This is a genomic window from Promicromonospora soli, from assembly GCF_014653785.1.
GTDB lineage: Bacteria > Actinomycetota > Actinomycetes > Actinomycetales > Cellulomonadaceae > Promicromonospora > Promicromonospora soli.
Map to the genome: position 1 here is coordinate 93,369 of NZ_BNAS01000001.1, position 21,323 is coordinate 114,691.

15 protein-coding genes are annotated in these 21,323 nt (G+C 71.2%); 3 read left to right on the top strand and 12 right to left on the bottom strand.

The window, feature by feature from the left end:
- Positions 1-385 precede the first annotated feature (385 nt).
- From IE250_RS00425 to IE250_RS00455, 7 genes are all read right to left on the bottom strand, one after another.
- Entirely contained in the window at positions 386-1,396 is a 1,011-nt protein-coding gene (locus tag IE250_RS00425; protein WP_189667322.1) for a gluconeogenesis factor YvcK family protein, read from the bottom strand.
- Positions 1,393-2,331, bottom strand: coding sequence for an RNase adapter RapZ (gene rapZ, locus IE250_RS00430; RefSeq protein ID WP_189667323.1), 939 nt, complete (start codon positions 2,329-2,331; stop codon positions 1,393-1,395). Before rapZ ends, IE250_RS00425 begins: the two co-directional genes overlap by 4 nt.
- A 19-nt stretch (positions 2,332-2,350) precedes the next feature.
- Positions 2,351-4,285, bottom strand: a complete 1,935-nt coding sequence (uvrC, locus tag IE250_RS00435; RefSeq protein ID WP_189667324.1) for an excinuclease ABC subunit UvrC — start codon at positions 4,283-4,285, stop codon at positions 2,351-2,353.
- 50 nt (positions 4,286-4,335) lie between these two features.
- Complete coding sequence (locus IE250_RS00440; RefSeq protein ID WP_189667325.1) at positions 4,336-4,821, bottom strand: OsmC family protein; 486 nt, start codon at positions 4,819-4,821, stop codon at positions 4,336-4,338.
- Between the two features lie 82 nt (positions 4,822-4,903).
- Complete coding sequence (locus IE250_RS00445) at positions 4,904-5,734, bottom strand: PaaX family transcriptional regulator (RefSeq protein ID WP_229872019.1); 831 nt, start codon at positions 5,732-5,734, stop codon at positions 4,904-4,906.
- On the bottom strand, positions 5,731-7,419 hold the full coding sequence (locus tag IE250_RS00450) for a (2,3-dihydroxybenzoyl)adenylate synthase (protein ID WP_189667326.1): 1,689 nt from the start codon (positions 7,417-7,419) through the stop codon (positions 5,731-5,733). The genes IE250_RS00445 and IE250_RS00450 overlap by 4 nt, the downstream gene beginning before the upstream one ends.
- A 56-nt stretch (positions 7,420-7,475) precedes the next feature.
- On the bottom strand, positions 7,476-9,041 hold the full coding sequence (locus tag IE250_RS00455; protein ID WP_189667327.1) for an FAD-dependent monooxygenase: 1,566 nt from the start codon (positions 9,039-9,041) through the stop codon (positions 7,476-7,478).
- 147 nt (positions 9,042-9,188) lie between these two features.
- On the opposite strand from IE250_RS00455, the gene IE250_RS00460 reads away from it, so the two are divergent.
- Positions 9,189-10,001: an alpha/beta fold hydrolase gene (locus tag IE250_RS00460; RefSeq protein WP_189667328.1), complete on the top strand. Its 813-nt coding sequence runs from the start codon at positions 9,189-9,191 to the stop codon at positions 9,999-10,001.
- A gap of 79 nt (positions 10,002-10,080) precedes the next feature.
- On the opposite strand, the gene uvrA is transcribed toward IE250_RS00460, so the two are convergent.
- The 3 genes from uvrA to sthA all read right to left on the bottom strand — a co-directional run bounded on the left by uvrA (position 10,081) and on the right by sthA (position 17,435).
- Entirely contained in the window at positions 10,081-13,026 is a 2,946-nt protein-coding gene (gene uvrA / locus IE250_RS00465; RefSeq protein WP_189667329.1) for an excinuclease ABC subunit UvrA, read from the bottom strand.
- Positions 13,027-13,092: 66 nt separating this feature from the next.
- Positions 13,093-15,909, bottom strand: coding sequence for a tetratricopeptide repeat protein (locus tag IE250_RS00470; protein WP_189667330.1), 2,817 nt, complete (start codon positions 15,907-15,909; stop codon positions 13,093-13,095).
- 107 nt (positions 15,910-16,016) lie between these two features.
- A complete protein-coding gene (sthA, locus tag IE250_RS00475) occupies positions 16,017-17,435 on the bottom strand; it encodes a Si-specific NAD(P)(+) transhydrogenase (RefSeq protein WP_189667331.1) in 1,419 nt (472 codons plus the stop codon).
- 89 nt (positions 17,436-17,524) lie between these two features.
- On the opposite strand from sthA, the gene IE250_RS00480 reads away from it, so the two are divergent.
- Positions 17,525-17,806 (top strand): YciI family protein, encoded by a 282-nt coding sequence (locus tag IE250_RS00480; protein WP_189667332.1) that lies wholly within the window; start codon positions 17,525-17,527, stop codon positions 17,804-17,806.
- A 178-nt stretch (positions 17,807-17,984) separates the two neighbouring features.
- Entirely contained in the window at positions 17,985-18,851 is an 867-nt protein-coding gene (locus IE250_RS00485; RefSeq protein ID WP_189667333.1) for a hypothetical protein, read from the top strand.
- A 68-nt stretch (positions 18,852-18,919) separates the two neighbouring features.
- On the opposite strand, the gene IE250_RS00490 is transcribed toward IE250_RS00485, so the two are convergent.
- Positions 18,920-19,993, bottom strand: coding sequence for a TerC family protein (locus IE250_RS00490; protein ID WP_189667334.1), 1,074 nt, complete (start codon positions 19,991-19,993; stop codon positions 18,920-18,922).
- 339 nt (positions 19,994-20,332) lie between these two features.
- On the bottom strand, positions 20,333-21,304 hold the full coding sequence (locus IE250_RS00495; protein ID WP_189667335.1) for an NAD(P)-dependent alcohol dehydrogenase: 972 nt from the start codon (positions 21,302-21,304) through the stop codon (positions 20,333-20,335).
- Between the last annotated feature and the right edge of the window lie 19 nt (positions 21,305-21,323).

Consider the following 21,323-nt stretch of genomic DNA (forward strand, 5'->3'; position numbering starts at 1 on the left):
TCACCGGACGTGACGTGGGGTGGGGGTTTCTGTGCGTGACGCGAGTGACGCGAGGTGACAGAGCGCAGGACGCCGGCCCGGGCGGGCACAGCGAGGAGCGGCCGCTATGGCCGGGCGGTGGGGGCGCTGCTAGGTCTTACCTGGGTGCGGTCAGCGACAGGCGGGACAACACTCGTGGACACAACACATGGAGCGGGCGTGCGCGATCTGCACCGTGCCGTTCGTCGCTCGTGCCATGTCGGTCTCCCTCCGATTCGAATTCCCTATCAAATTGATCGGGATTCGATATGCGTGAAGTTACGTCGGTCCGCAGGGCATGTCAACGACAGCCGGGAAAGGTCTCGCATCGCGGACGAAACGCCGGTCCCCAGCGGGGAGCGCCAGGTCAGACGTCGCCGTAGACGCCCTCGAACACGTCCCGGTAGGCCGCGGCCAGGCGCAGCCCGTCGTGCTTGGCCGTGTCGTCGCCGCGCCGGACCTGGCGCATGATTACGCGCGCGCCCATGGACGCGGCGGCGGCCTCCAGGGCCGTGACGTCCTCGACTGCTGACGGGTCGGCGAGCACGGCGTCGATCCGCAGGCCTGGCGCGTGCTTGTGCAGGGCCTCCAGGTGGTCGACGGCGGTGAGGCCCTCCGTCTCGCCGTTCTCCGCGGACAGGTTCAGCGTCACGCACCGCCGCGCCTTCGTGACGTGCAGGGCGTTTGCGAGCTCGGGCACCAGCAGGTGCACCAGCACAGACGAGTACCAGGACCCGGGCCCCAGGACCACCCAGTCGGCGTCGAGCACCGCCTGGACCGCCTCCGGGGCGGCCGGCGGATCCGCCGGGACCAGGCGCAGCTGCTCGATCCGGCCCGGGGTGACGGCGACCCGGCTCTGCCCGACCACGGTCTCCAGGGAGGGCTCGGGCTCCCCCGGCGCCGCGGGGTGCCGCACGTCGGCCTCGACCACGAGCGGCACCGAGGCCATCGGCAGCACCCGGCCTCGCGCGCCCAGGAGGCGGCCGACCCAGTCCAGGCCCTCCACCTCGTCGCCCAGCAGCTCCCACAGCGCCACGATCAGCAGGTTCCCCATGGCGTGGTTGTCCAGCTCGCCCGACGACGAGAAGCGGTGCTGCAGCATGGCGCTCCAGGTGCGGCCCCACTCGGAGTCGTCGCACAGGGCCGCGAGCGCCATCCGCAGGTCGCCGGGAGGCAGCACGTTGAGCTCGTCGCGCAGCCGGCCGCTGGAGCCGCCGTCGTCGGCCACCGTCACGACCGCCGTGAGGCGGTCCGACATGAGACGCAGCGCGGACAGGCTGGCGGACAGGCCGTGCCCGCCGCCCAGGGCGACGACCGACGGGTTCTTGCTCCACTCCGGTGCGGGGATGTCGGGCACCCCTGGTGCGTGCGGGATCATTCGCGGCCCAGGTCGCGTGCCGAGACGGCGACGAGCTGCCCCTTGGCGCGCAGCCGTTCGGCGATGGCTTCGGAGATGGCGACGGACCGGTGCTTTCCGCCCGTGCACCCGACGGCGATGGTCACGTAGCGCTTCTCCTCGTTGAGATAGCCGGCGAGCACCGGCGCCAGGGCGTCGACGTACCGGTCCACGAACTCGACGGCTCCCGGCCGGGCCAGCACGTAGTCGCGTACCGGCTGGTCACGCCCCGTCAGGTGCCGCAGCTCGGTGATCCAGTAGGGGTTGGCCAGGAACCGTACGTCCACCACGTGGTCCGCGTCCAGGGGGATGCCGTACTTGAACCCGAACGAGATGACGTTGATGCGCAGCACCTCGTTGATGTCGTGCGCCAGCCACCCCCGGATCTCCCGGGCGAGGTCGTGCACGGACAGGTCCGACGTGTCGATCCGCAGGTCGGCACGTGCGGCCAGCGTCGCGACGACGGACCGCTCCTCCGCGATCCCGTCGAGGATCCGGCCGTCGCCCTGCAGCGGGTGGGGGCGGCGCACCTGCTCGAAACGGCGCACGAGCACCTCGTCGCTCGCGTCCAGGAACAGGATCCGGTAGGCCACCCCGGCCTCCGTCATGTGCGCGAGCACCTTGTCCAGCTCCGGGAAGAAGTGCCGGCCGCGCACGTCCACGACGACGGCCACGCGCTCGATGCTGGAGCCCTTGGCCATGAGGTCGACCAGCGGCACGAGCATCATGGGCGGCAGGTTGTCGACCACGTACCAGTCGAGGTCCTCCAGCACAGCGGCGGCCCGCGACCGGCCGGCGCCCGACATCCCCGTGATCACCAGGACCTGTGGTTCGTTCGGTTCGGGGGTGTGCGTGGCGGCCTCGACCGCGGCGATGCCGTCGGGAGCTGTGGTCGGTGACGGCTCGTCGGTGCTCATGGCTACAAGCATGCCAGCGTCAGCCCTTCAGGGCCGCCACCACGGCCTCCGCCGTCTTGTCCCCCATGCCGCGCACGCTGGCGATCTCCTCGACGCTCGCGGCCTTGAGCCGCTTGACGGAGCCGAAGTGGGTCAGCAGCACCTTCTTGCGTGCGGGGCCGAGCCCGGGGACGTCGTCGAGCACGGAGGCCGTCATGCCCTTGCTGCGCCGCCTGCGGTGCTGCGCGATGGCGAACCGGTGCGCCTCGTCGCGGACGCGCTGCAGGAGGTACAGGCCCTCGCTGGAGCGCTGCAGGATGACCGGGTAGTCCTCGCCCGGCAGCCACACCTCCTCCAGGCGCTTGGCCAGCCCGCACAGCGCGACGTCGGTGATGCCGAGCTCGTCCATCGCCTTCTTCGCGGCGGCGACCTGGGGCGGACCGCCGTCGACCACCACGAGGCTCGGCGGGTAGGCGAACCGCGCCTTCTCCTCGGGAGCGTCCGCGGCGACCTCTCCCGCGGCCATCTCCACGTCGTTGGCCTTGAGCCGGTCGGTGAGGTAGCGCCGGAAGCGGCGGGTGATGACCTCGTGCATGGCCTCCGTGTCGTCGCGGGCGCCGTCGCCGTCCGACCCGCGGATGCTGAACGAGCGGTACTCGCTCTTGCGGGCCAGGCCGTCCTCGAAGACCACCATGGACGCGGACTGGTACGTGCCCTGCGTGTGCGAGATGTCGTAGCACTCGATGCGCAGGGGCGCGCTCTCCAGGTCGAGCGCCTCCTGGATCTCGCGCAGCGCCTGGCTGCGGGTCGTGAGGTCGCCCGCGCGGCGCGTGCGGTGCAGCATGAGCGCGTGCTCGGCGTTCTTGCGGACGGTGGCCGCGAGCTCCTTCTTGTCGCCGCGCTGCGGCACACGCACGTCCACGCGGGCGCCGCGCAGCCCGGTGAGCCAGGCGCCGACCTGCTCCAGGTCGGGCGGCAGCACCGGGACGAGCACTTCGCGGGGCACGGCGTCCTGGGCCTCCAGCCCGGTGGCCTCCTCCGCGGCGCCGTACACCTGCTGCAGCAGGTGCTCCACGAGCTCGCCGTCGCTGATGTCCTCGACCTTCTCGACCACCCAGCCGCGCTGGCCGCGGACCCGGCCGCCGCGCACGTGGAACACCTGGACGGCGGCCTCGAGCTCGTCGCCCACCATCGCGAACACGTCGGCGTCCGTCGCGTCGCCGAGCACCATCGCGTTCTTCTCCGTGGCGCGCCGGAGCGCCTCGATGTCGTCGCGCAGGCGGGCCGCCTGCTCGTACTCCATGTCGGCGGCGGCCTCCTGCATGCGCTTGGTGAGCCGCCGCTCGAACTTGGCGGTGTCCCCCGCCATGAAGTCGCAGAAGTCCAGGACGAGCGCCCGGTGGTCCTCGACGCTGATCCGGCCCACGCACGGCGCCGAGCACTTGTCGATGTACCCGAGCAGGCACGGGCGGCCCGACTGGCCCGCCCGCTTGTAGACGCCGGCCGAGCAGGTCCGGATCGGGAACACCCGCAGCAGCAGGTCGAGGGTCTCCCGGATGGCCCACGCATGGCCGTACGGGCCGAAGTAGCGCGTGCCCTTGCGCTTGGCACCGCGCATGACCTGGGCGCGCGGCACCTCCTCGCCGAGGGTCACGGCGAGATAGGGGTAGGACTTGTCGTCCCGGTACTTCACGTTGAACCGCGGGTCGTACTGCTGGATCCAGGTGAACTCGAGGGCGAGCGCCTCGACCTCGGTACCCACCACCGTCCACTCGACCGACGCCGCGGTGGTCACCATCCGCTGCGTGCGCTCGTGGAGGTGCGCCACGTCCTGGAAGTAGTTCGCCAGACGCTGGCGCAGGTTGTTGGCCTTGCCGACGTAGATGACCCGGCCGTGCTCGTCGCGGAACCGGTACACACCGGGCGACGTGGGAATCTCTCCCGGCTTGGGTCGATAGGTAGCTGGATCCGCCATGGACCAAACCTATGCGCTGCCACTGACAACGCGGGCAGCGCCGCCCGCGGTCAGGCCAGGACGTGGATCGGCGTGGGCGTGACGTGCACCGGGAAGTTCACCGAGCGCGAGATGAAGCACATCGCGTGCGCCTTGTGGTGCAGCGCGGCGACATGCTCGTCGGTCGCGAGCTCTCCCGGGTCCGCGACCACCTTCGGGTGCAGCATCACGTCCGTGAACGCCCCCTCGCCGCGCGCCTCGACCCGCATGGTGCCGGTCGCCGCGTCCGTGTACTCCCGCACGACCAGGCCCGACTCCGCGGCCAGGTGCAGGAACCACAGCATGTGGCACTGGCTGAGGCTGGCGACGAACAGCTCTTCCGGGCTGTACCGTCCCGGGTCCCCCCGGAACGCCGGGTCGGCCGAACCCAGCAGGGGCGGCTTGTGCGGCAGGTCGATCTCGTGGTCACGCGAGTACGAGGTGTACGACGACGTGCCCGTGCTCCCCGCGCCCGTCCACCGCACCGTTGCGGCAAAGTCATGCATGGCTCCGCTCATGTGGTCCACCCTAGCGGGGCACACCTGCGCCCACCATGGCGTTTCCGGACCGTCCGGTGACGCGGCGGAGTCATCTGTCGAGCTATTGCTGGGGGCTGTCGATCGGTCCGCCGACGACCTCGCTGACGAAGGCGGTCGCCGCCGGGCCCAGCTCGCGGTGCACGCTGCGGAACAGGTGGTTCGCCTCCGCGCCCAGCCAGCCGTCGGGACGCAGGTCCTTCGGCAGCCAGGGGTCGAGGAACGGGAAGTGCCGGTAGCCGTCGATCAGGGTCGTCCTGGCCACGAGGGCGTCCGCCCCGCGCAGGGTCGCGCCGGCCAGGTGCGCGTTGTCGGCGAGGAACCGCTCGTACGTCTGGTTGATCCGGTCAAGGTCCCAGCAGCGTGCGACGACGTCACGGTCCGCCTCGACCTCGCCGGTCTTCGCGCGCATCACGGTGAAGTGAACGTCGGAGAACTCGGCAGCCAGAGCCCGAGCCTCGCTGCCGCGGTCGCGCGGCGTCATCCAGGTGCTCGCCGTCAACGAGCCGAAACCGAGCCAGGAGAGCTGCCGCCGGAGCTGGTCGCGGGTGGACCGGTCGGGCTTGGCGTTCTGCTGGACGACCGTCGTCCAGTGGTGGTCCCACGGCTCGTCGTAGTCGGCGAAGATGCGCTCCCGCCCGCTCTGGAGGACGCCGAGCATGTGCGCGCTGAGCAGGTAGCTCGCCTCGCGGCCTTCGCGCCGTGTGGTGAACCAGCGCTCACGGCGCAGGCGGGTCAGCGTCATGCGGACCGTCGCCGGCTCGACCCCGAATGCGCCGAGCAGCGTCACGAGGTCGCCGGCCTTCGCCTCACCGCCGGTGTAGCGAAGGTAGTCGCCGAACAGGTCGAGGATCAGGGCACGCGGCTTCAGAGCTGGACCGGAGTCGGTCGTCACCTGGCGTTCTCCTCTCGCCGCTCCTGCAGGCGGTCAGCGATGTCCTCGCGCAGGATCCGCTTGTCGATCTTCCCCACCTTCGTCATGGGCAGCTGGTCGACGATCTCCAGGCGGTCCGGGTACTTGAAGCCCGCGACCTCCGCCCGGGCGAACACTTCTCGCACGTCCTCGAGCGTCGGGGCCCGATGCCCGGGCTTGACCACCGCATACACGCACAGCCGCTCACCCAGGACCGGGTCCGGCATGGAGACGGCGGCGGCGATCTTGATGTCACCGAGACGATACATCAGGCCCTCGATCTCCTCGGCGGAGATCTTCTCGCCGCCCCGGTTGACCATGTCCTTGTCCCGCCCGTGCACGATCAGGTTGCCGTCGGTCCTGCGCACGACGACGTCTCCGCTGCCGTACCAGCCGCCGGGAAGGAAGGCCCGCTCGTTGTGCTCCGGAGCGTTGTAGTAGCCGCGCGGGGTGTATGGGCCCCGGGTGTAGATGGCCCCGGGCTCGCCGTCGGGCACGTCGTCGCCGAACGGGTCCAGGATCCGGACCTCGTCCGCCTCGTGGACGGGCCGGCCCTGGGTCCCGACGATGACGTCGGCCGGGTCGTCGAGCCGGGTGGTGTTGATCAGCCCCTCGGCCATGCCGAAGACCTGCTGGAGCCTGGCGCCGAGGACCGGCTCGACCTTCGCGGCGTGCTCGTCCGGCAGCCGCGAGCCCCCGACCTGGAGGACCCGGAGCGTCCGGGTCTGGGTACCGCCGACCTCCTCCTGGTGCTCGATCCAGCGCTGCGCGACTGCCGGGACGGCCGCCGCGATGGTGACGCCCTCGCGTTCGATGGTGGCGAAGGCCCGGACCGGCGACGGGCTGGGCAGCATCACTACCCGCCCTCCGACCAGCAGGGTGCCGAGCACTCCGGGGCAGGCCAGGGGGAAGTTGTGGCTCGCCGGGAGGGTCCCGAGGTAGACGTCGCGCTCCGTGAGCCCGGCCGTCGCGGACGTGGCCCGCAGGTTGCAGGCATAGTCGTTGTGGGTGCGGGTGATCAGCTTCGGCAGACCGGTGGTGCCACCCGAGATGAGGAAGCACGCCGGCGAGTCGGGGTCCGGGCGCATTGCATCGGCGGCTGCCCGCTCGGAAGCGCGGTCCTCCCCCGGCGCCAGCACCTCAGCCAGGGGAACGGAGCGTGGATCCAGCTCGCCGGCCTCGCCGAGGGCGAGGACGTGCTCCAGGTCGGGCAGCTCGGCGGCCAGCTCATGGGCGAGGCGCTCGTGGTCGAAGTCGCGCAGCACCCGCGGCACCGCGACGGCCCGCGCCTCGGACAGGGACGCGAGGTGGGTCAGCTCGTGCCGCCGGTGCGCGGGCAGCGCCATCACCGGGATCACGCCCGCCCGGAAGCAGGCGAGCGTCAGCACGATGAACTCCCACCCGTTCGGCATCTGCACCAGGAGCCGGTCGTCGGGCTCCAGGCCGAGCTCACGCAGCCGGCCGGCCGCGGCGTCGGCGCGGGCGGTGAGCTCCGCGTAGGTGAGGCGGACGTCGCCGTCCACGACGGCGTCCTGCGTGGGGCGGGCGTCGGCGACCTCCCACAGCAGCTCGCCGAGGGTGCGGTCCTCCCAGTAGCCGCGGGACCGGTAGTGCGCTGCGACGTCGTCGGGCCAGGGCACGGTGCCTGTCCGGGTGTGGTGGCTCACGGTCGATCTGGTCCTCTCGGGCGGGTTGGTGTCGGGTGTCCTGGCGTCGACGGCGGTCACAGAGCGTCCCCCTCAGGTCGCGCGACCGCGTCGACCCGGCCGGCGAGCAGAGCGGTCTCGATCTCGGCGTCGGACAGGTTGTCGACCACTACCGAGACCAGACCGCGACGCAGCCGCGCCTCCTCGCTCAGGAGGGTGCGGGTCAGCGGAGTGCCGCCGGTGATCACGACCGCCCCACGGTCGGGCAGGGAGTGAGCGGCCTTCGCCAGGCCGGCCTCGTCGTCGGGCGCATCCACGAGGGTGACGGTGTCGTCGCCCGCGGCCGTCGAGACTGCGGCGACGGGGCTGCCCGCCTCGAAAAGCTGTGTCCGCCCGTCCTTGACGGCGAGCCCCAGCACGCGCCCCGTCGTCCGTCGGCCGGCCAGGTCCAGGGGCGTGTGCAGCGCGTCGGTGCCGTGCTGCTCCGCCCAGCGTGCCCGCGCCGTCGCGACCAGGCCAGGGTCGCGACGCGCGATCCGGTCCACCGCGATGCTCCGGGAGAAGAAGTGGAACGCGAACGTGAACGGGTCGAGGTCGCGCTGGTACTGCCCGAACCGTTCCCACCAGGCGAGGCTGGGGACCGCCGCGTCCTGGATGTGCGCGACCGCGGGCGTGCGCGCGTCCTGGTAGGCGGCGAGCGCCGTCGGCAGATCACGTTGGAGGCCGATCTGGCGGGCGAGCTCGATGGCGTCCTCCATCGCCATCTTCGTGCCGGAGCCGACCGAGAAGTGCGCCGTGTGGACGGCGTCGCCCAGCAGCGCGACGTTGTCGCGGAACCATGTGGTCGTCCGGCGGGTCCGGAAGTTCCCCCAGCGGGAGTTGTTCGCCACGAGGGACGCGCCGTCGATGTCGTCGGCGAACAGGTCGGCGAGGTAGGCCTTGCTCCGGTCGTCCGAGGGCCCCGGCGGCTGAGTCACGTCGAACTGGTCGAGCCCGGCTCGCTCCCAGGTCTCGTGGTCGGTCTCGACGATGAACGTGCTGAGCTCGTCACTGATCGGGTAACCGTGCACGGCGAAGTTCCCGTGCTCGGACCTGCGGTGCACGAACGTCAGCCCGTCGAAGATGTGCTCGGTGGCGAACCAGATGAACTTCGCCTCCGCAGTCGTGACCGAGTGCCCGAGGTCGGTGTGCTCCTCAAGGTGGGCGCGCACCGTCGAGCTGGTGCCGTCGGCCCCCACGACGAGGTCGTGGCCCGCCGCGAGCTCGGCGACCGGGGGCGCCACGGTGCTGTACCGGACGTCGACCCCGGCGGCCTCCGCGTTGTCCTGCAGGAGGCGGAGCAATGTCTTGCGGTGGATGGCCGCCATGCCGTTGCCGGCGAAACCGTAGGACTCACCGTCGCTCCGGACCTCGATGCGGTCCCAGTGCGTCCCGTGGTCCTTCAGGCCGTCCCGGAGCACGGAATCGGCGGCGTCGATCTCGCGCAACGTGGCGTCGGAGAACACAACACCGAAGCCGAACGCGTCAGACCTTCGGTTGCGCTCGTAGACCGTGACGGTCGCGGTGGAGTCCTGCCTGGCAAGGAGGGTGGCCAGGAACAGACCGCCAGGTCCGCCGCCGACCACCACGATGGAGTCGCCCATACCTGAGGACGATAGGCGCCGCGCGGCAAACGTGCAACACGCATCTTCCACTCGACGCAATTGCGTTATACGATCACTTCGCCGGTGCCGACCGCATCACCGCACGGAACCGGAGCACCGCACCATCACCAACGAAGGAGTTGGATCATGTCCACGGAGCCCACGTACCACACGGCCACCTCGGCCGACGGCACGGAGATCGCCTACTACGTCCAGGGCAGCGGGCCGGCCCTCGTCATCACGCACGGGTCGATCGCCACCTCCGACCAGTGGCTTCCCGCCACAGCCGAGCTCTCCCGCGACTTCACGTGCTACGTCTTCGACCGGCGCGGACGCGCCCGGAGCGGCGACAACGCCGGCTACAGCATCCAGAGCGAGGTCGAGGACATCCGTGCCGTCATCGAGGCGGCGGGCTCCGGCGCCAGCCTCCTGGGCCACTCCTACGGCGCGCTCTGCACCCTCGCCTATGCGCTCCAGCACGAGGTCGAGGGCGCGCTCATCCTCTTCGAGCCCCCGCTGCCGGTCTTCGGCGCGGTCGCCGGCCCCAAGCTCGAGGACTACCGCGCGGCGATCGCCGCAGGGGACAACGCCCGTGCCCTCGAGATCGCCCTGGTCGAGTTCGTCGGCCTCCCCGCCGAGGCCGTCCCCCACGTCAAGCAGACCCCGCTGTGGGACGCGATCCTGCCGCTGGCGCCCACCTGGACGAGGGAGCTCGAGCAGATCGACGCCCTCGGACCCGACATCGACCGGTACTCCGTCCTGAGCGACAAGCCCACCCACCTCATCGGCGGGACGGGCACCACGCCCTTCCTCATCGAATCGGTGCGCCGCCTCAACCGGACCATCGTGGGCTCGACGATCACCGAGCTGCCCGACCTCGACCACTTCGCCCACCTCGCCGATCCGGCTGGGTTCGCCGGTGCGGTCCGCCAGGGCGTGCGCACCGAGGTGCCGAGCTGACGCTCCAGCACTTACAACGACGAAGGCCCGGCTCGCCCCTCATCACGAGGAGCGAGCCGAGCCCTTGAGGCGCCGGCCGTCAGGCCGTGGCGCCCGCCCTGGCCTTGGCCGGCTTCTTGGCAGCAGCCGTGCGCTTCGCCGAGCCGTTCACCGGCGGGAGCACCGGGACCTCCCCGGCGCGCGTGTGCCCGTCGAGGATCTCCGCGAGGTACGTCCCCGTGTGGCTCTCCGGCACCGCCGCCACGTCCTCGGGCGTGCCCTGCGCGACGACGTTGCCGCCGCCGCTGCCGCCCTCGGGCCCCATGTCGATGACCCAGTCGGCGTTCTTGATGACGTCGAGGTTGTGCTCGATCACGATGACCGTGTTGCCCTTGTCGGCCAGCGACTGCAGCACGCCGAGCAGCCGGCGGACGTCCTCGAAGTGCAGGCCCGTCGTCGGCTCGTCCAGCACGTAGGCCGAGCGGCCCGACGAGCGCTTCTGCAGCTCCGCCGCCAGCTTGACGCGCTGCGCCTCGCCGCCGGAGAGCGTGGGCGCCGGCTGCCCGAGACGCACGTATCCCAGGCCGACGTCGACCAGCGTGGACAGGTGCCGCGAGATCGCCGGGAACGCCTTGAAGAACTCCGCGGCCTCGTCGATCGGCATGTCGAGGACGTCGGCGACCGTCTTGCCCTTGAAGTGCACCTCGAGCGTCTCGCGGTTGTACCGCGCCCCGTGACAGACCTCGCACGGCACATAGACGTCCGGCAGGAAGTTCATCTCGATCTTGATCGTGCCGTCGCCGGCGCACGCCTCGCAGCGGCCGCCCTTGACGTTGAACGAGAACCGGCCCGGCCCGTAACCACGGACCTTGGCCTCCTCGGTCTCCGCGAAGATCTTGCGGATCCGGTCCCACACGCCGGTGTAGGTGGCCGGGTTCGACCGCGGCGTGCGGCCGATCGGCCCCTGGTCGACGTGCACCACCTTGTCGAGGTTGTCCAGGCCCGTGACCCGGGTGTGCCGCCCGGCCACCCGGCGGGCGCCGTTGAGCTGGTTCGCCATGACCGTGTACAGGATCGCGTTGACGAGCGTGGACTTGCCCGAGCCGGAGACGCCGGACACGACGGTCAGCACACCCAGCGGGAACGACACGTCGACGTCGCGCAGGTTGTTCTCGCGCGCGCCCACGACCGTGACCTGCCGGTCCTTGTCGACCGGTCGCCGGACGACCGGGACCGGGATCGAGCGCCGCCCGGCCAGGTACGCGCCCGTGATCGAGTCCTTCTGCTCCAGCAGGCCGGCGTAGTCGCCCGAGTGGATGACGTTGCCGCCGTGCTCCCCCGCGCCCGGGCCGATGTCGACGATCCAGTCGGCCGCGCGGATCGTGTCCTCGTCGTGCTCGACGACGATGAGCGTGTTGCCCAGGTCCCGCAGCCGGGTGAGCGTGTCGATGAGGCGGCGGTTGTCGCGCTGGTGCAGGCCGATCGACGGCTCGTCCAGCACGTACAGCACGCCGACCAGGCCCGAGCCGATCTGGGTCGCCAGCCGGATGCGCTGGGCCTCGCCGCCCGACAGCGTGCCGGCGGGCCGCTCCAGCGTCAGGTAGTGCAGCCCGACGTCAAGCAGGAAGCCCAGGCGCGCGTGGATCTCCTTGAGGACCTCCGTCGCGATCTGCGCCTCGCGCACACCGAGCTCGATCCCCTTGAGGAACTCGGCGGCCTCACCCACCGGGAGGCGGCAGACGTCGGCGATGGACAGCCCGTCCACCTTGACCGCGAGCACCTCGGGCTTGAGCCGCGCGCCACCACAGGTGGGGCACGGGACCTCGCGCATGTAGGCCTCGTACTTCTCCTTGGACCAGTCGGAGTCCGTCTCGCGGTGCCGGCGCTCCAGGAACGTCACCGCGCCCTCGAACCCGGTCGAGTACTGCCGCTCTCTGCCCCACCGGTTCTTGTACTTGACGTGCACCTTGTGGTCGCGCCCGTGCAGGATCGCCTCCCTGGCCCGCTCGGGCAGGGCCCGCCACGGCACGTCCATGGAGAACTTCATCTCCTCGGCGAGCGCCGTCAGCACCCGCTCGAAGTACTCCGACGACGTCTGCGCCCACGGGGCGATGGCACCTCCGCGCAGCGTCTGCTCGTCGTCCGGCACGATGAGGTCCGGGTCGACCTCCAGGCGGAAGCCGATGCCGGTGCACTCCGGGCACGCGCCGTAGGGCGCGTTGAACGAGAAGGTCCGCGGCTCGATCTCGTCGAGCGCCAGGGTGTGCTCGTTGGGGCACGCCCGCTTCTCGGAGAACTTGCGGGTGCGCGTCAGGTCGTCGATGTCGGCGTCGACCAGCTCGATCATCACGAGGCCGTTCGCCAGGGTGAGCGCGGTCTCCACGGAGTCCGTGAGGCGGCGCTGCACGCCCTCGCGCGACACGAGCCGGTCCACGACCACCTCGATGTCGTGCTTCAGCTTCTTCTCCAGCGTGGGCGGGTCGGTCAGCTGCACGACCTCGCCGTCGACCCGGGCGCGCGAGAAGCCCTTGGCCTGCAGTTCCTTGAACAGGTCCGCGTACTCGCCCTTGCGGCCGCGCACGACGGGGGCCAGCACCTGGTACCGCGTGTTCTCGGGCAGCTCGAGGATCTGGTCGACGATCTGCTGCGGCGTCTGCGACTGCACCTTCTCGCCGCACACCGGGCAGTACTGGGTGCCAGCGCGTGCGAACAGCAGGCGCAGGTAGTCGTAGACCTCGGTGATGGTGCCGACCGTGGAGCGCGGGTTGCGGTTGGTCGACTTCTGGTCGATCGACACCGCGGGCGAAAGGCCCTCGATGAAGTCGACGTCGGGCTTGTCCATCTGGCCCAGGAACTGGCGCGCGTACGCGGACAGGGACTCGACGTACCGGCGCTGCCCCTCGGCGAAGATCGTGTCGAACGCGAGCGACGACTTACCCGAACCCGACAGCCCCGTGAACACGATCAGCCGGTCCCTGGGGAGGTCCAGGTCGACGTTCTTGAGGTTGTGTTCCCGGGCACCCGAGACGACGAGACGATTGCTCACAGAGGCATCCTAGGGCGGCTGGCTGACATTCGCACGCCTGTTCTATGAATCACCCTGACAGACTCGTCACACCCGCGGGTGCCCGCGCACCGCGCGGCCGTCCACGGCGCCCGCTCGGCGGGCGCGGGCCTGCAGGTCCAGCGCGCGGAGCAGGTCCTGCTCATGGGCGTAGGACCCGTCGACGAGCCGCCGCCGGACGTCCACCACCTCTTGCGCGTGCTCCGTAGCGGAGTCGACCAGCCCGAGGTCGATGTGCACCGAGACCAGGTTGGTCAGCGCGGCAGCGAGGGCCGGAAGGTGCACGTCGGGGCTTCGCCGGGCGAGGTCCCGGCGGACGCGCACCGCCTCCGCCGTCGGCTCGATGCTCTCCTCCAGCCGGCCCGCGTCGATGAGGGCGGCGCCGAGGTTGAGCAGGGCGTCGGCGAGGTCAGGCTCGAAACGGTCCTGGTCGACCTGCGCGAGCAGCCGCAGCTGGGCGATGGCCTCCTCGGTCGGCGCGACGGCTTCGGCGGCCCGCCCGAGCTCCGAGTAGAGCACCCCGAGGTTCGACAGCGAGCGCGCCAGGTACTCCTCACCGGGATTCCCTTCCTCGGCCAGGCCGCGCCGGATCGCAACGGCCTCCTGCTCCAGAGGCAGCGCCTCCAGGGGCTCACCTGCCCGTGAGTAGGTGACGGCGAGGTTCGACAGGGAGGCCGCCAGCATCCGGCGGAAGCGGGTCGGGTTCTCCCGGACGAGCCGCCGCCGGAGCACCACCGCCTCCCGCTCGAGGGCTATCGCCTCGTCCAGGTCACCCAGCCGCGACCGCACGGCGCCCAGTGACGCGAGGGAATAGGCGAGCGTCCACGTGTGCGCGACCGCGTTCTCGCGAGCCAGGTCACGCCGGAGGTCGACGGCCTCGCGCACGGGCTCGATCGCCTCCCGGTCCCGGCCCAGAGCGGCGTAGGCATTGCCGAGGTTCGTCAGCGCGAACGCGAGCTGGGGCCGGTGTCGCTCGGGCGCCTGCAGCACGAGCTGACGGCAGAGCTCGACGGCCTCCAGGGCGAACGCAGGGGCCTCCTCCGGGCGGCTCTCGGTCAGGGTCACTGCCCGGTTGGACAGCGTCAGCGCCAGGTTGACGCCCCACTGCCGCGGGTCGAGTGCAACGAGGGCTCGCAGGAACGGGAGCACCTCGGTCACCGCCTCGTCGCACTCCTGGGGGTGCCCCAGGTCGTCCAGGGTGACCGTCACGTTGATCAGGGCGCGGGCCAGCTCGGGCTGAACCCACGCCCAGTCGCGCTCCGGCGCCGCCCGGCAGAGCGCGACCGCCTCGCGCTCGAGCTCCAGCGCCTCGTGCATGAGCCCGGCACCCCAGTGCGTGGCCCCGAGCGTGTTGATCGCGTCGGCCAGCGCGGTGCGGTACCGGTCCGGGTCACCGGCCGCGATACGGCGCCAGGCGGCCACCCCGGTCTCCAGCGCGTCCAGCGCCTCCGCCAGACGGCCGCACTCCTTGAGGGCGGTCCCGAGGTCGACGAGCGCCTCGGCCCGCCCCACCGCGTCGCGCGCCGCTGCGACGGCCAGCTCGCCCCGGGCGGCTTCGTCCGATGTCGAGGTGTACAGGGTGCGCGGCCTGAGCAGGAACATCGTCCGGAGCGCACGCGGGTCGTCGCTGCAGGAGTCCGTGGCGCGGCGCAGGAGCTCGCTCGCCAGGGCGATCACCCCTGGCACCTCCGACAGCTCGATCTCCAGGCGCCGGGCGACGCGCACCACCCGCAGCGCCGCCTTCCGGGACAGGCCCCACGTGCAGGCTCCGACCAGCGCGACCGACCGGCCGAGCCGCTCCGCGATGAGCAGGTCGCCGAAGCGGTCGTGGCCGGCGGGGCTCGACCCGAGCTCCACCTGGGAGTCCTGCAGCCCGCGCAGCCAGCGGGCGCCCACGCGCCACGGCACGCCGGGGACGACCCGGCGCAGCACGTCGCGTGCGGCCGCGGGATCGTCCGCGCCGAGCAGGCACGCCGCCGCCACGACGTCCTGCACCTCGTCGAGGGTCAGCTCCAGCCCGGCGTCACGGGCCGACCGGGCCCAGGAGTCCGCTGCCACGTCGAGGAGCCCCCGCACCGGGTTGGGCTCGCGCTCGGCGGGCGCGAGCACGGGCGCCCCGGCCGCGGCCAGTACGGCGAGCGCCGCCGCGGCGTGCAGGTCGACGATGCGGGTGACGCCCTCCTGGGCCGGCGCGGGGACGTGCGGTACGGGGCCGACGACGCCGAGACACTCGGCGAACGCGGCGGCAGCGGCGGCCAGCACGGCGGCGTCCGACAGGTCGGGCGACAGCGGCAGGTCGAGCGAGGTCTGCGACGCGTCGCCGTGCTCGAGCTGTGTCCACAGCGTCGAGCCCCAGCGCAGGCGGCGCGCCCACTCGCCCGAGACCCGGGCCAGGAGCAGGACCCGGGTCCGGCCGCGGGCTGGGCGGCCCGCGGCGTCGAACATGGCGCCCAGGCCGAGCCGGGTCGCTGCGTTGTCCACGACGAACAGGACGTCGCCCGGCGGCCGCGCGCGAAGCGTGGCGGCCTCGCGGCCGCGCGGTACGGGGACGACGGTCCAGCCCGCCTCGGTCAGCTGGCCGCCGAACTCCTGCGCGAGCCGGGTCTTGCCGAAGCCGGCGGGGCCGATGACGAGCCGCACGCGGATGGGCGCTGCGCTCTCGGCCCAGGACTGAAGCTCGTCGAGCTCCCGGCGGCGGCCCAGGAACGGAACCACGGCGCGCTCGGGGTCGAGGAGTGCGGTCGGACGGCGGATATCTTCCAGCGGCAGGATGTCGGTGGCAACCGAGAGCGAGCCGCGGCGTACCGCTGCACGGGCGGCCCGGACCGCGGCAGCCAGCCGGGTAGATGCCTCCGAGACCACCATGGTGACCCAGTCAACCGGACGAACGTCCAACACTCAAGAGGTAGCGGCAGAGAGATTCACCTCGGTCAATACAGCGGGGGATCCCACGAGCGCCACGTCGTGGCTGCTCAGAGCCCGAACCGCTCCACGTCCCGCATCTTGTTCGTCGCGTCGAGGGCGGCGACCTTGTACGCCTCCGAGAGCGTCGGGTAGTTGAACACGGTGTCGACGAGGTGGTCCACGGTGCCGCCCGTGGTCATGATCGCCTGACCGATGTGGATTATTTCCGTCGCGCCGGTCCCGAACACGTGCACGCCGAGCACCTTGCGGTCCTCGGTGGAGACGAGCAGCTTGAGCATCCCGTAGGAGTCGCCCACGATCTGCCCGCGCGCCAGCTCGCGGTAGCGCGCGATCCCCACCTCGTACGGCACGCCCGCGGTGGTGAGCTGGTCCTCGGTCTCCCCGCAGTAGGAGATCTCAGGGATCGTGTAGATCCCGATGGGCTGCAGCTCCAGCACCGACGAGACCGGCTCGTCGAACGCGTGGTACGCCGCTAGCCGCCCCTGCTCCTGCGAGGTCGCCGCGAGCGCCGGGAACCCGATGACGTCGCCGACGGCGTAGATGTGCTCGACGTCGGTCCGGAACTGCTTGTCGACCTGGAGCCGCCCGCGCCTGTCCGCGGCGAGCCCGGCGGCGGCGAGGTCTAGGCCGTCGGTGGAGCCCTGCCGCCCCGCGGAGTAGAGGACGCAGTCGGCCGGGATCCGCTTGCCGGAGGCCAGCGCGGTGACGGTCCCGCCGTTGCTCGTGGTCACGGACTCGACGGTCTCCCCCAGCCGGAACGTGACCGAGAGGTCGCGCAGCTGGAACTTGAGCGCCTCGACCACCTCGGAGTCGCAGAAGTCGAGGATCTTCTCGCGGGCCTCGACGACGGTGACCCGCGTGCCGAGCGCGGCGAAGACCGAGGCGTACTCGATGCCGATCACGCCGGCACCGACGACGACCATGGTCCGGGGCACCTCGGTCATGTCGAGGATCGCGTCGGAGTCGACCACGCGGACGCCGTCGAACTCGATGTTCGCGGGCCGTGCGGGGCGGGTGCCGACCGCTATGACTATCTTGTCGGCGTTCAGCCGGCGGACCACGTCTCCCTCGGCGTCGGTCACCTCGACGTCGTGCGGCCCGGCGAAGCGGGCGCTGCCCACGACGGTCTCGACGTGGTTGCGGGCGAGCTGGTTGCGCACCACCTCGATCTCGCGCCCGATGACGTGCTGCAGCCGGGCCAGCAGGTCCTGGACGGTGATGTGCTCCTTGAGCCGGTAGCTGGAGCCGTACAGGTCACGCATGTGCAGGCCCGTGAGGTACAGGACCGCCTCGCGCAGCGTCTTGGACGGGATGGTGCCGGTGTTGAGGCAGACGCCGCCGATCATGTCGCGCCGCTCCACCACCGCTACCCTCTTGCCGAGCTTCGCGGCGCCGATCGCCGCCTTCTGGCCGCCCGGCCCGGAGCCGATCACGACGAGGTCGAAGTGGTTCTCGCGCGCATCCATGCTCTGAGTGTGGGGGTGCGACCGGCCCATGACGAGCGACTTCATCAAGATTTAACCGACCCTGCCGCCGGGATGGCAGGCTGTCGCCCATGAGCATCTTCGCCGTCAGCTACACGTACACCGACGACGTCGCCACCCGCGACGAGGTCCGCCCCAGCCACCGCGACTTCCTGCGCGGCCTGAACGCGGACGGCGTCGTCCGCGCGTCGGGCCCGGTCGACGGCGGGATCGGGGCCATGGTCATCGTCGAGGCCGAGTCCGCCGAGGCCGCGCTGCGGATCCTGGATGCCGACCCGTTCGCGCTCCGGGGCGTCATCGCCGAGCGCAGCGTGCGCCAGTGGGACGTCGTGATCGGCGGCCTCGCGGAGTAGGGCTGCACGGCAGGCCTCCGGGGCGTGGGCCAAAATTCACCCAACGCCACAATTCACCCCATACGCGGTCATGCAGATACTTTTACCCAATAGTCACGTTTCCGGCATGGCGTGTCGCGTTCCTTGGCGCGCATGATGCCAGTTCGAACACTGCTGACTACGTTCGGGGAGGCACTGCATGACCTCTGTCGACAGCATTTCGGTGGGCTACGAGGAGATCGCTCCGCGCATCTGCGTGACGGCGCCCTACTACGCACTCAGCAACCTGACCAGCCCGATGCCGGGGCTGGCGCACGCGGGAGTACCGGTCCAGTCGCCGGTCGGACGCCAGACGACTCTGATCAGCGTGGCGGAGGCCGGCCGGCACCTCGCGATCCTTGGCCTGTGCGCCGCTGCGACGACCAACCCGAAACCCGGCCGGCACTACTACCTCGCCCACCGCGGCGTCGGCCGGATGTACCCACCGGCCGGGGCTCCGACCACCCTGCGCGGGACCGCGAGCGCCCGCATGACCAGCCGCAACCGCGCGGCGGCCGAGACCGAGCTGCACGACGCCGACGGGAACCTCGTGGCGCGGCTCGACATCGAGTACCTCGTCATGTCGGTGCCCGTGTTCCGGCGCCTGATGGGCCCGGCCGGGGCGCCGGACGCGAACGAGCCCGCCAACCCGTACGAGTCGGCGGTCGCGCTCACCGACGTCTCGACCGACGGCCGGAGCGCCACGGCCAAGCTGCCCGTCGACGCGACCATGTGCCGCGGGCACTTCGACGGCTACCCCGCTCTGCCCGTGTCCGTGGCCGGCTTTGCCGCGTTCGTGCTCTTCGATCACGTCCTGGCGGCCGCGGCCGGACCCGACGCCCAGTGGCAGCCCGGCGTCTACCGGCTCCGGGCCGACCATCTCGCGGCGGCGGGCCGGTCCTGCTCGGTCGACGTCGGCCCGTCCGCGCCCGCCGAGCCCGACGCCCACGCCCAGGGGTTCACCGGGACCCTCCGATCCGGCGACCAGCAGGTCTTCTCGATCCGCCTCGACTACACGACGGTCTGACGCCGGCGGTCGCACCCACCCTCGTGGGCGCGACCGCCGGTCTGCTGTACTGCGGACGAGTCAGGTGCCTACTTCGTCGGCTCCCCCGCGGCCTCCTCCGACGCCGCCTCCGCCGCGGCCTCCTCTGCTGCCTCCGCCGCTGCCTCCGCGGCCGCCTCGATCCGCTCGTCGCGCGCCGACTTCCAGAGGCTCGCCACCGTGCCCACGACCAGCGACACGACGATGACAGTGAGCGACAGCCAGATCGGGACCTCGGGCGCCCACTCGAAGCCTTCGCCGCCGTTGATCCACGACAGCGTGTTGGTGTGCAGCGCCTCGAGGATCAGCTTGATACCGATGAAGCCCAGGATGGCCGACAGCGCGAGGGGCAGATACACCAGCCGGTCCAGCAGGCCGCCCAGCAGGAAGTAGAGCTGACGCAGGCCCATCAGCGCGAACAGGTTCGTGCTGAAGACGATGAACGGGTCCTTCGTGATGCCGAAGATCGCGGGGATCGAGTCGACCGCGAACAGGACGTCCGTGGAGCCGATCGCCAGGAACACGATGATCATCGGCGTGAAGAGCCTGCGGCCGTCGATGTTGGTGGTCAGCCTGGAACCGTTGTACTGGTGGTGCAGCGGCAGGACCCGCCGCATCGACCGGATGAGCGCGTTCTCCTTGTAGTCGTCGTGCTCCTCGGGGCTCTCGGGCCTCGCCTGCTGGATCGCCGTGTAGATGAGGAACGCGCCGAAGATGTAGAAGAGCCAGGTGAACTGCTCGATGAGCGCCGCACCCGCGAGGATGAACCCGGCACGGAAGACCAGCGCCATGATGATGCCGACCATCAGCACGCGCTGCTGCTGCTCACGCGGTACCGCGAACCGGGCCATGATGATGACGAACACGAAGAGGTTGTCGACGCTCAGGGAGTACTCCATGAGCCAGCCGGCGTAGAACTCCGCTGCCGGTGTGACGCCGCCGACACCCCAGACGATCCCGCCGAAGATCACGGCGAGGCCCACGTAGAAGCCCACCCAGAGGGCGCTCTCCCTCATGGAGGGGATGTGGGGGCGGCGCCCGACGATGAGGAGATCGGCCACCAGCAGGGCGATCATCGCCCCGAGCGTGATCACCTCGAAGGTCGCGGGAAGTTGGTGGTCCATTGTTTCCTTCCGGAACAGGGAGGAACGCGCGACAGCATCGAGCCTCCGGTGAGTACAGCAGGGCACCGGAGGTCTTCCTCGCTCGCTCATGCACCAGCCTGGATGAAACCAGGTCATGGTGCACAACGAGCCGGCCAGGCCGAGCTGGCGTCATCGGCAGCTGTGATGACGACCAAGCCGTTTCGAGGTACTCCCCTCCAACGGAGGGAAGCATACGGGACGGCACCTTTGTTCCGGAACAGGCGTGTGTTCCCGAACACGACGTGCGCGACGCCGCGCGCCGTCCTGTCCCCTGCGTCGCGGCCGGTCAGAGCCGTGGCCCGTCCGGGACGCGGCCCGTCAGACGAGCTTGACCACCAGCTTGCCCCGGGCGTGCCCGGACCCGGCCACCTGCCTGATCGCGTCGACGGCGTGGTCGAGCGGGTACGTCGCGCTCACGATGGGCAGCAGCGCGCCGTCGGCCACCATCCCGGCGAGCACGGCAAGGTCCTCGCCGCTCTCGGTCGCCGAGACGTTCACCACCCGGTACGGGCGGAACCGCGCGACCAGCGGCGCGGCCACCAGGTCGGGCATCGGGCCGAGCAGGCCCTCCTTGCTGCCGTCGTTGGTGAGGACCACGCCACCGGGCACCACCACCCGCCCGAGCTCGCGCACCGGGTACCGGCCGGCATTCGTGAAGACGACGTCGAAGCGCCGCCCGCCCGCGGTGAAGTCCTCGCGCGTGTAGTCGACCACGTCGGAGGCGCCGAGCTCGCGCACCATCGCGGCGTTGCGTGTGCTGCAGACGCCGGTCACCTGCGCGCCCCACGCCGTCGCGATCTGCACCGCGAAGTGGCCGATCCCGCCGCCCGCGCCGGTGATCGCCAGACGCTGCCCGGCCGTGAGCCCGGCGGCACGCAGGAACTGCAGCGCCGTGACGGCGGCCATCGGCACGGCAGCCGCCTCGACATGCGTGAGCTCGGCCGGCCTGCGGGAAATCCTGTCGACGGCCGCGAGCGCCAGCTCCGCGAAGGTGCCGCTCGCGCCGAACCCGAACACCTCGTCGCCCGGGGCGAACGCGGTCACGCCAGGGCCGACCGCCGCCACGATCCCCGACAGGTCCGCGCCCCGGACCGGCGGCCGGGGACCGGTCAGCCCGCCGAGCGTGGGGCGAGCGATCAGCGGCTGTCCCGCGGCGTAGTGCCAGTCGTACGGGTTGACGCCGGCCGCGTGCACCTGGACGAGCACCTGCCCCTCGCGAGGGACCGGGTCGGGGACGTCGCGGACTTCGAGGGCGTCCCAGCCGGAGCTGTCCTGTGTCAGTGCCCGCACCACTGCCTCCTGGCCCTGC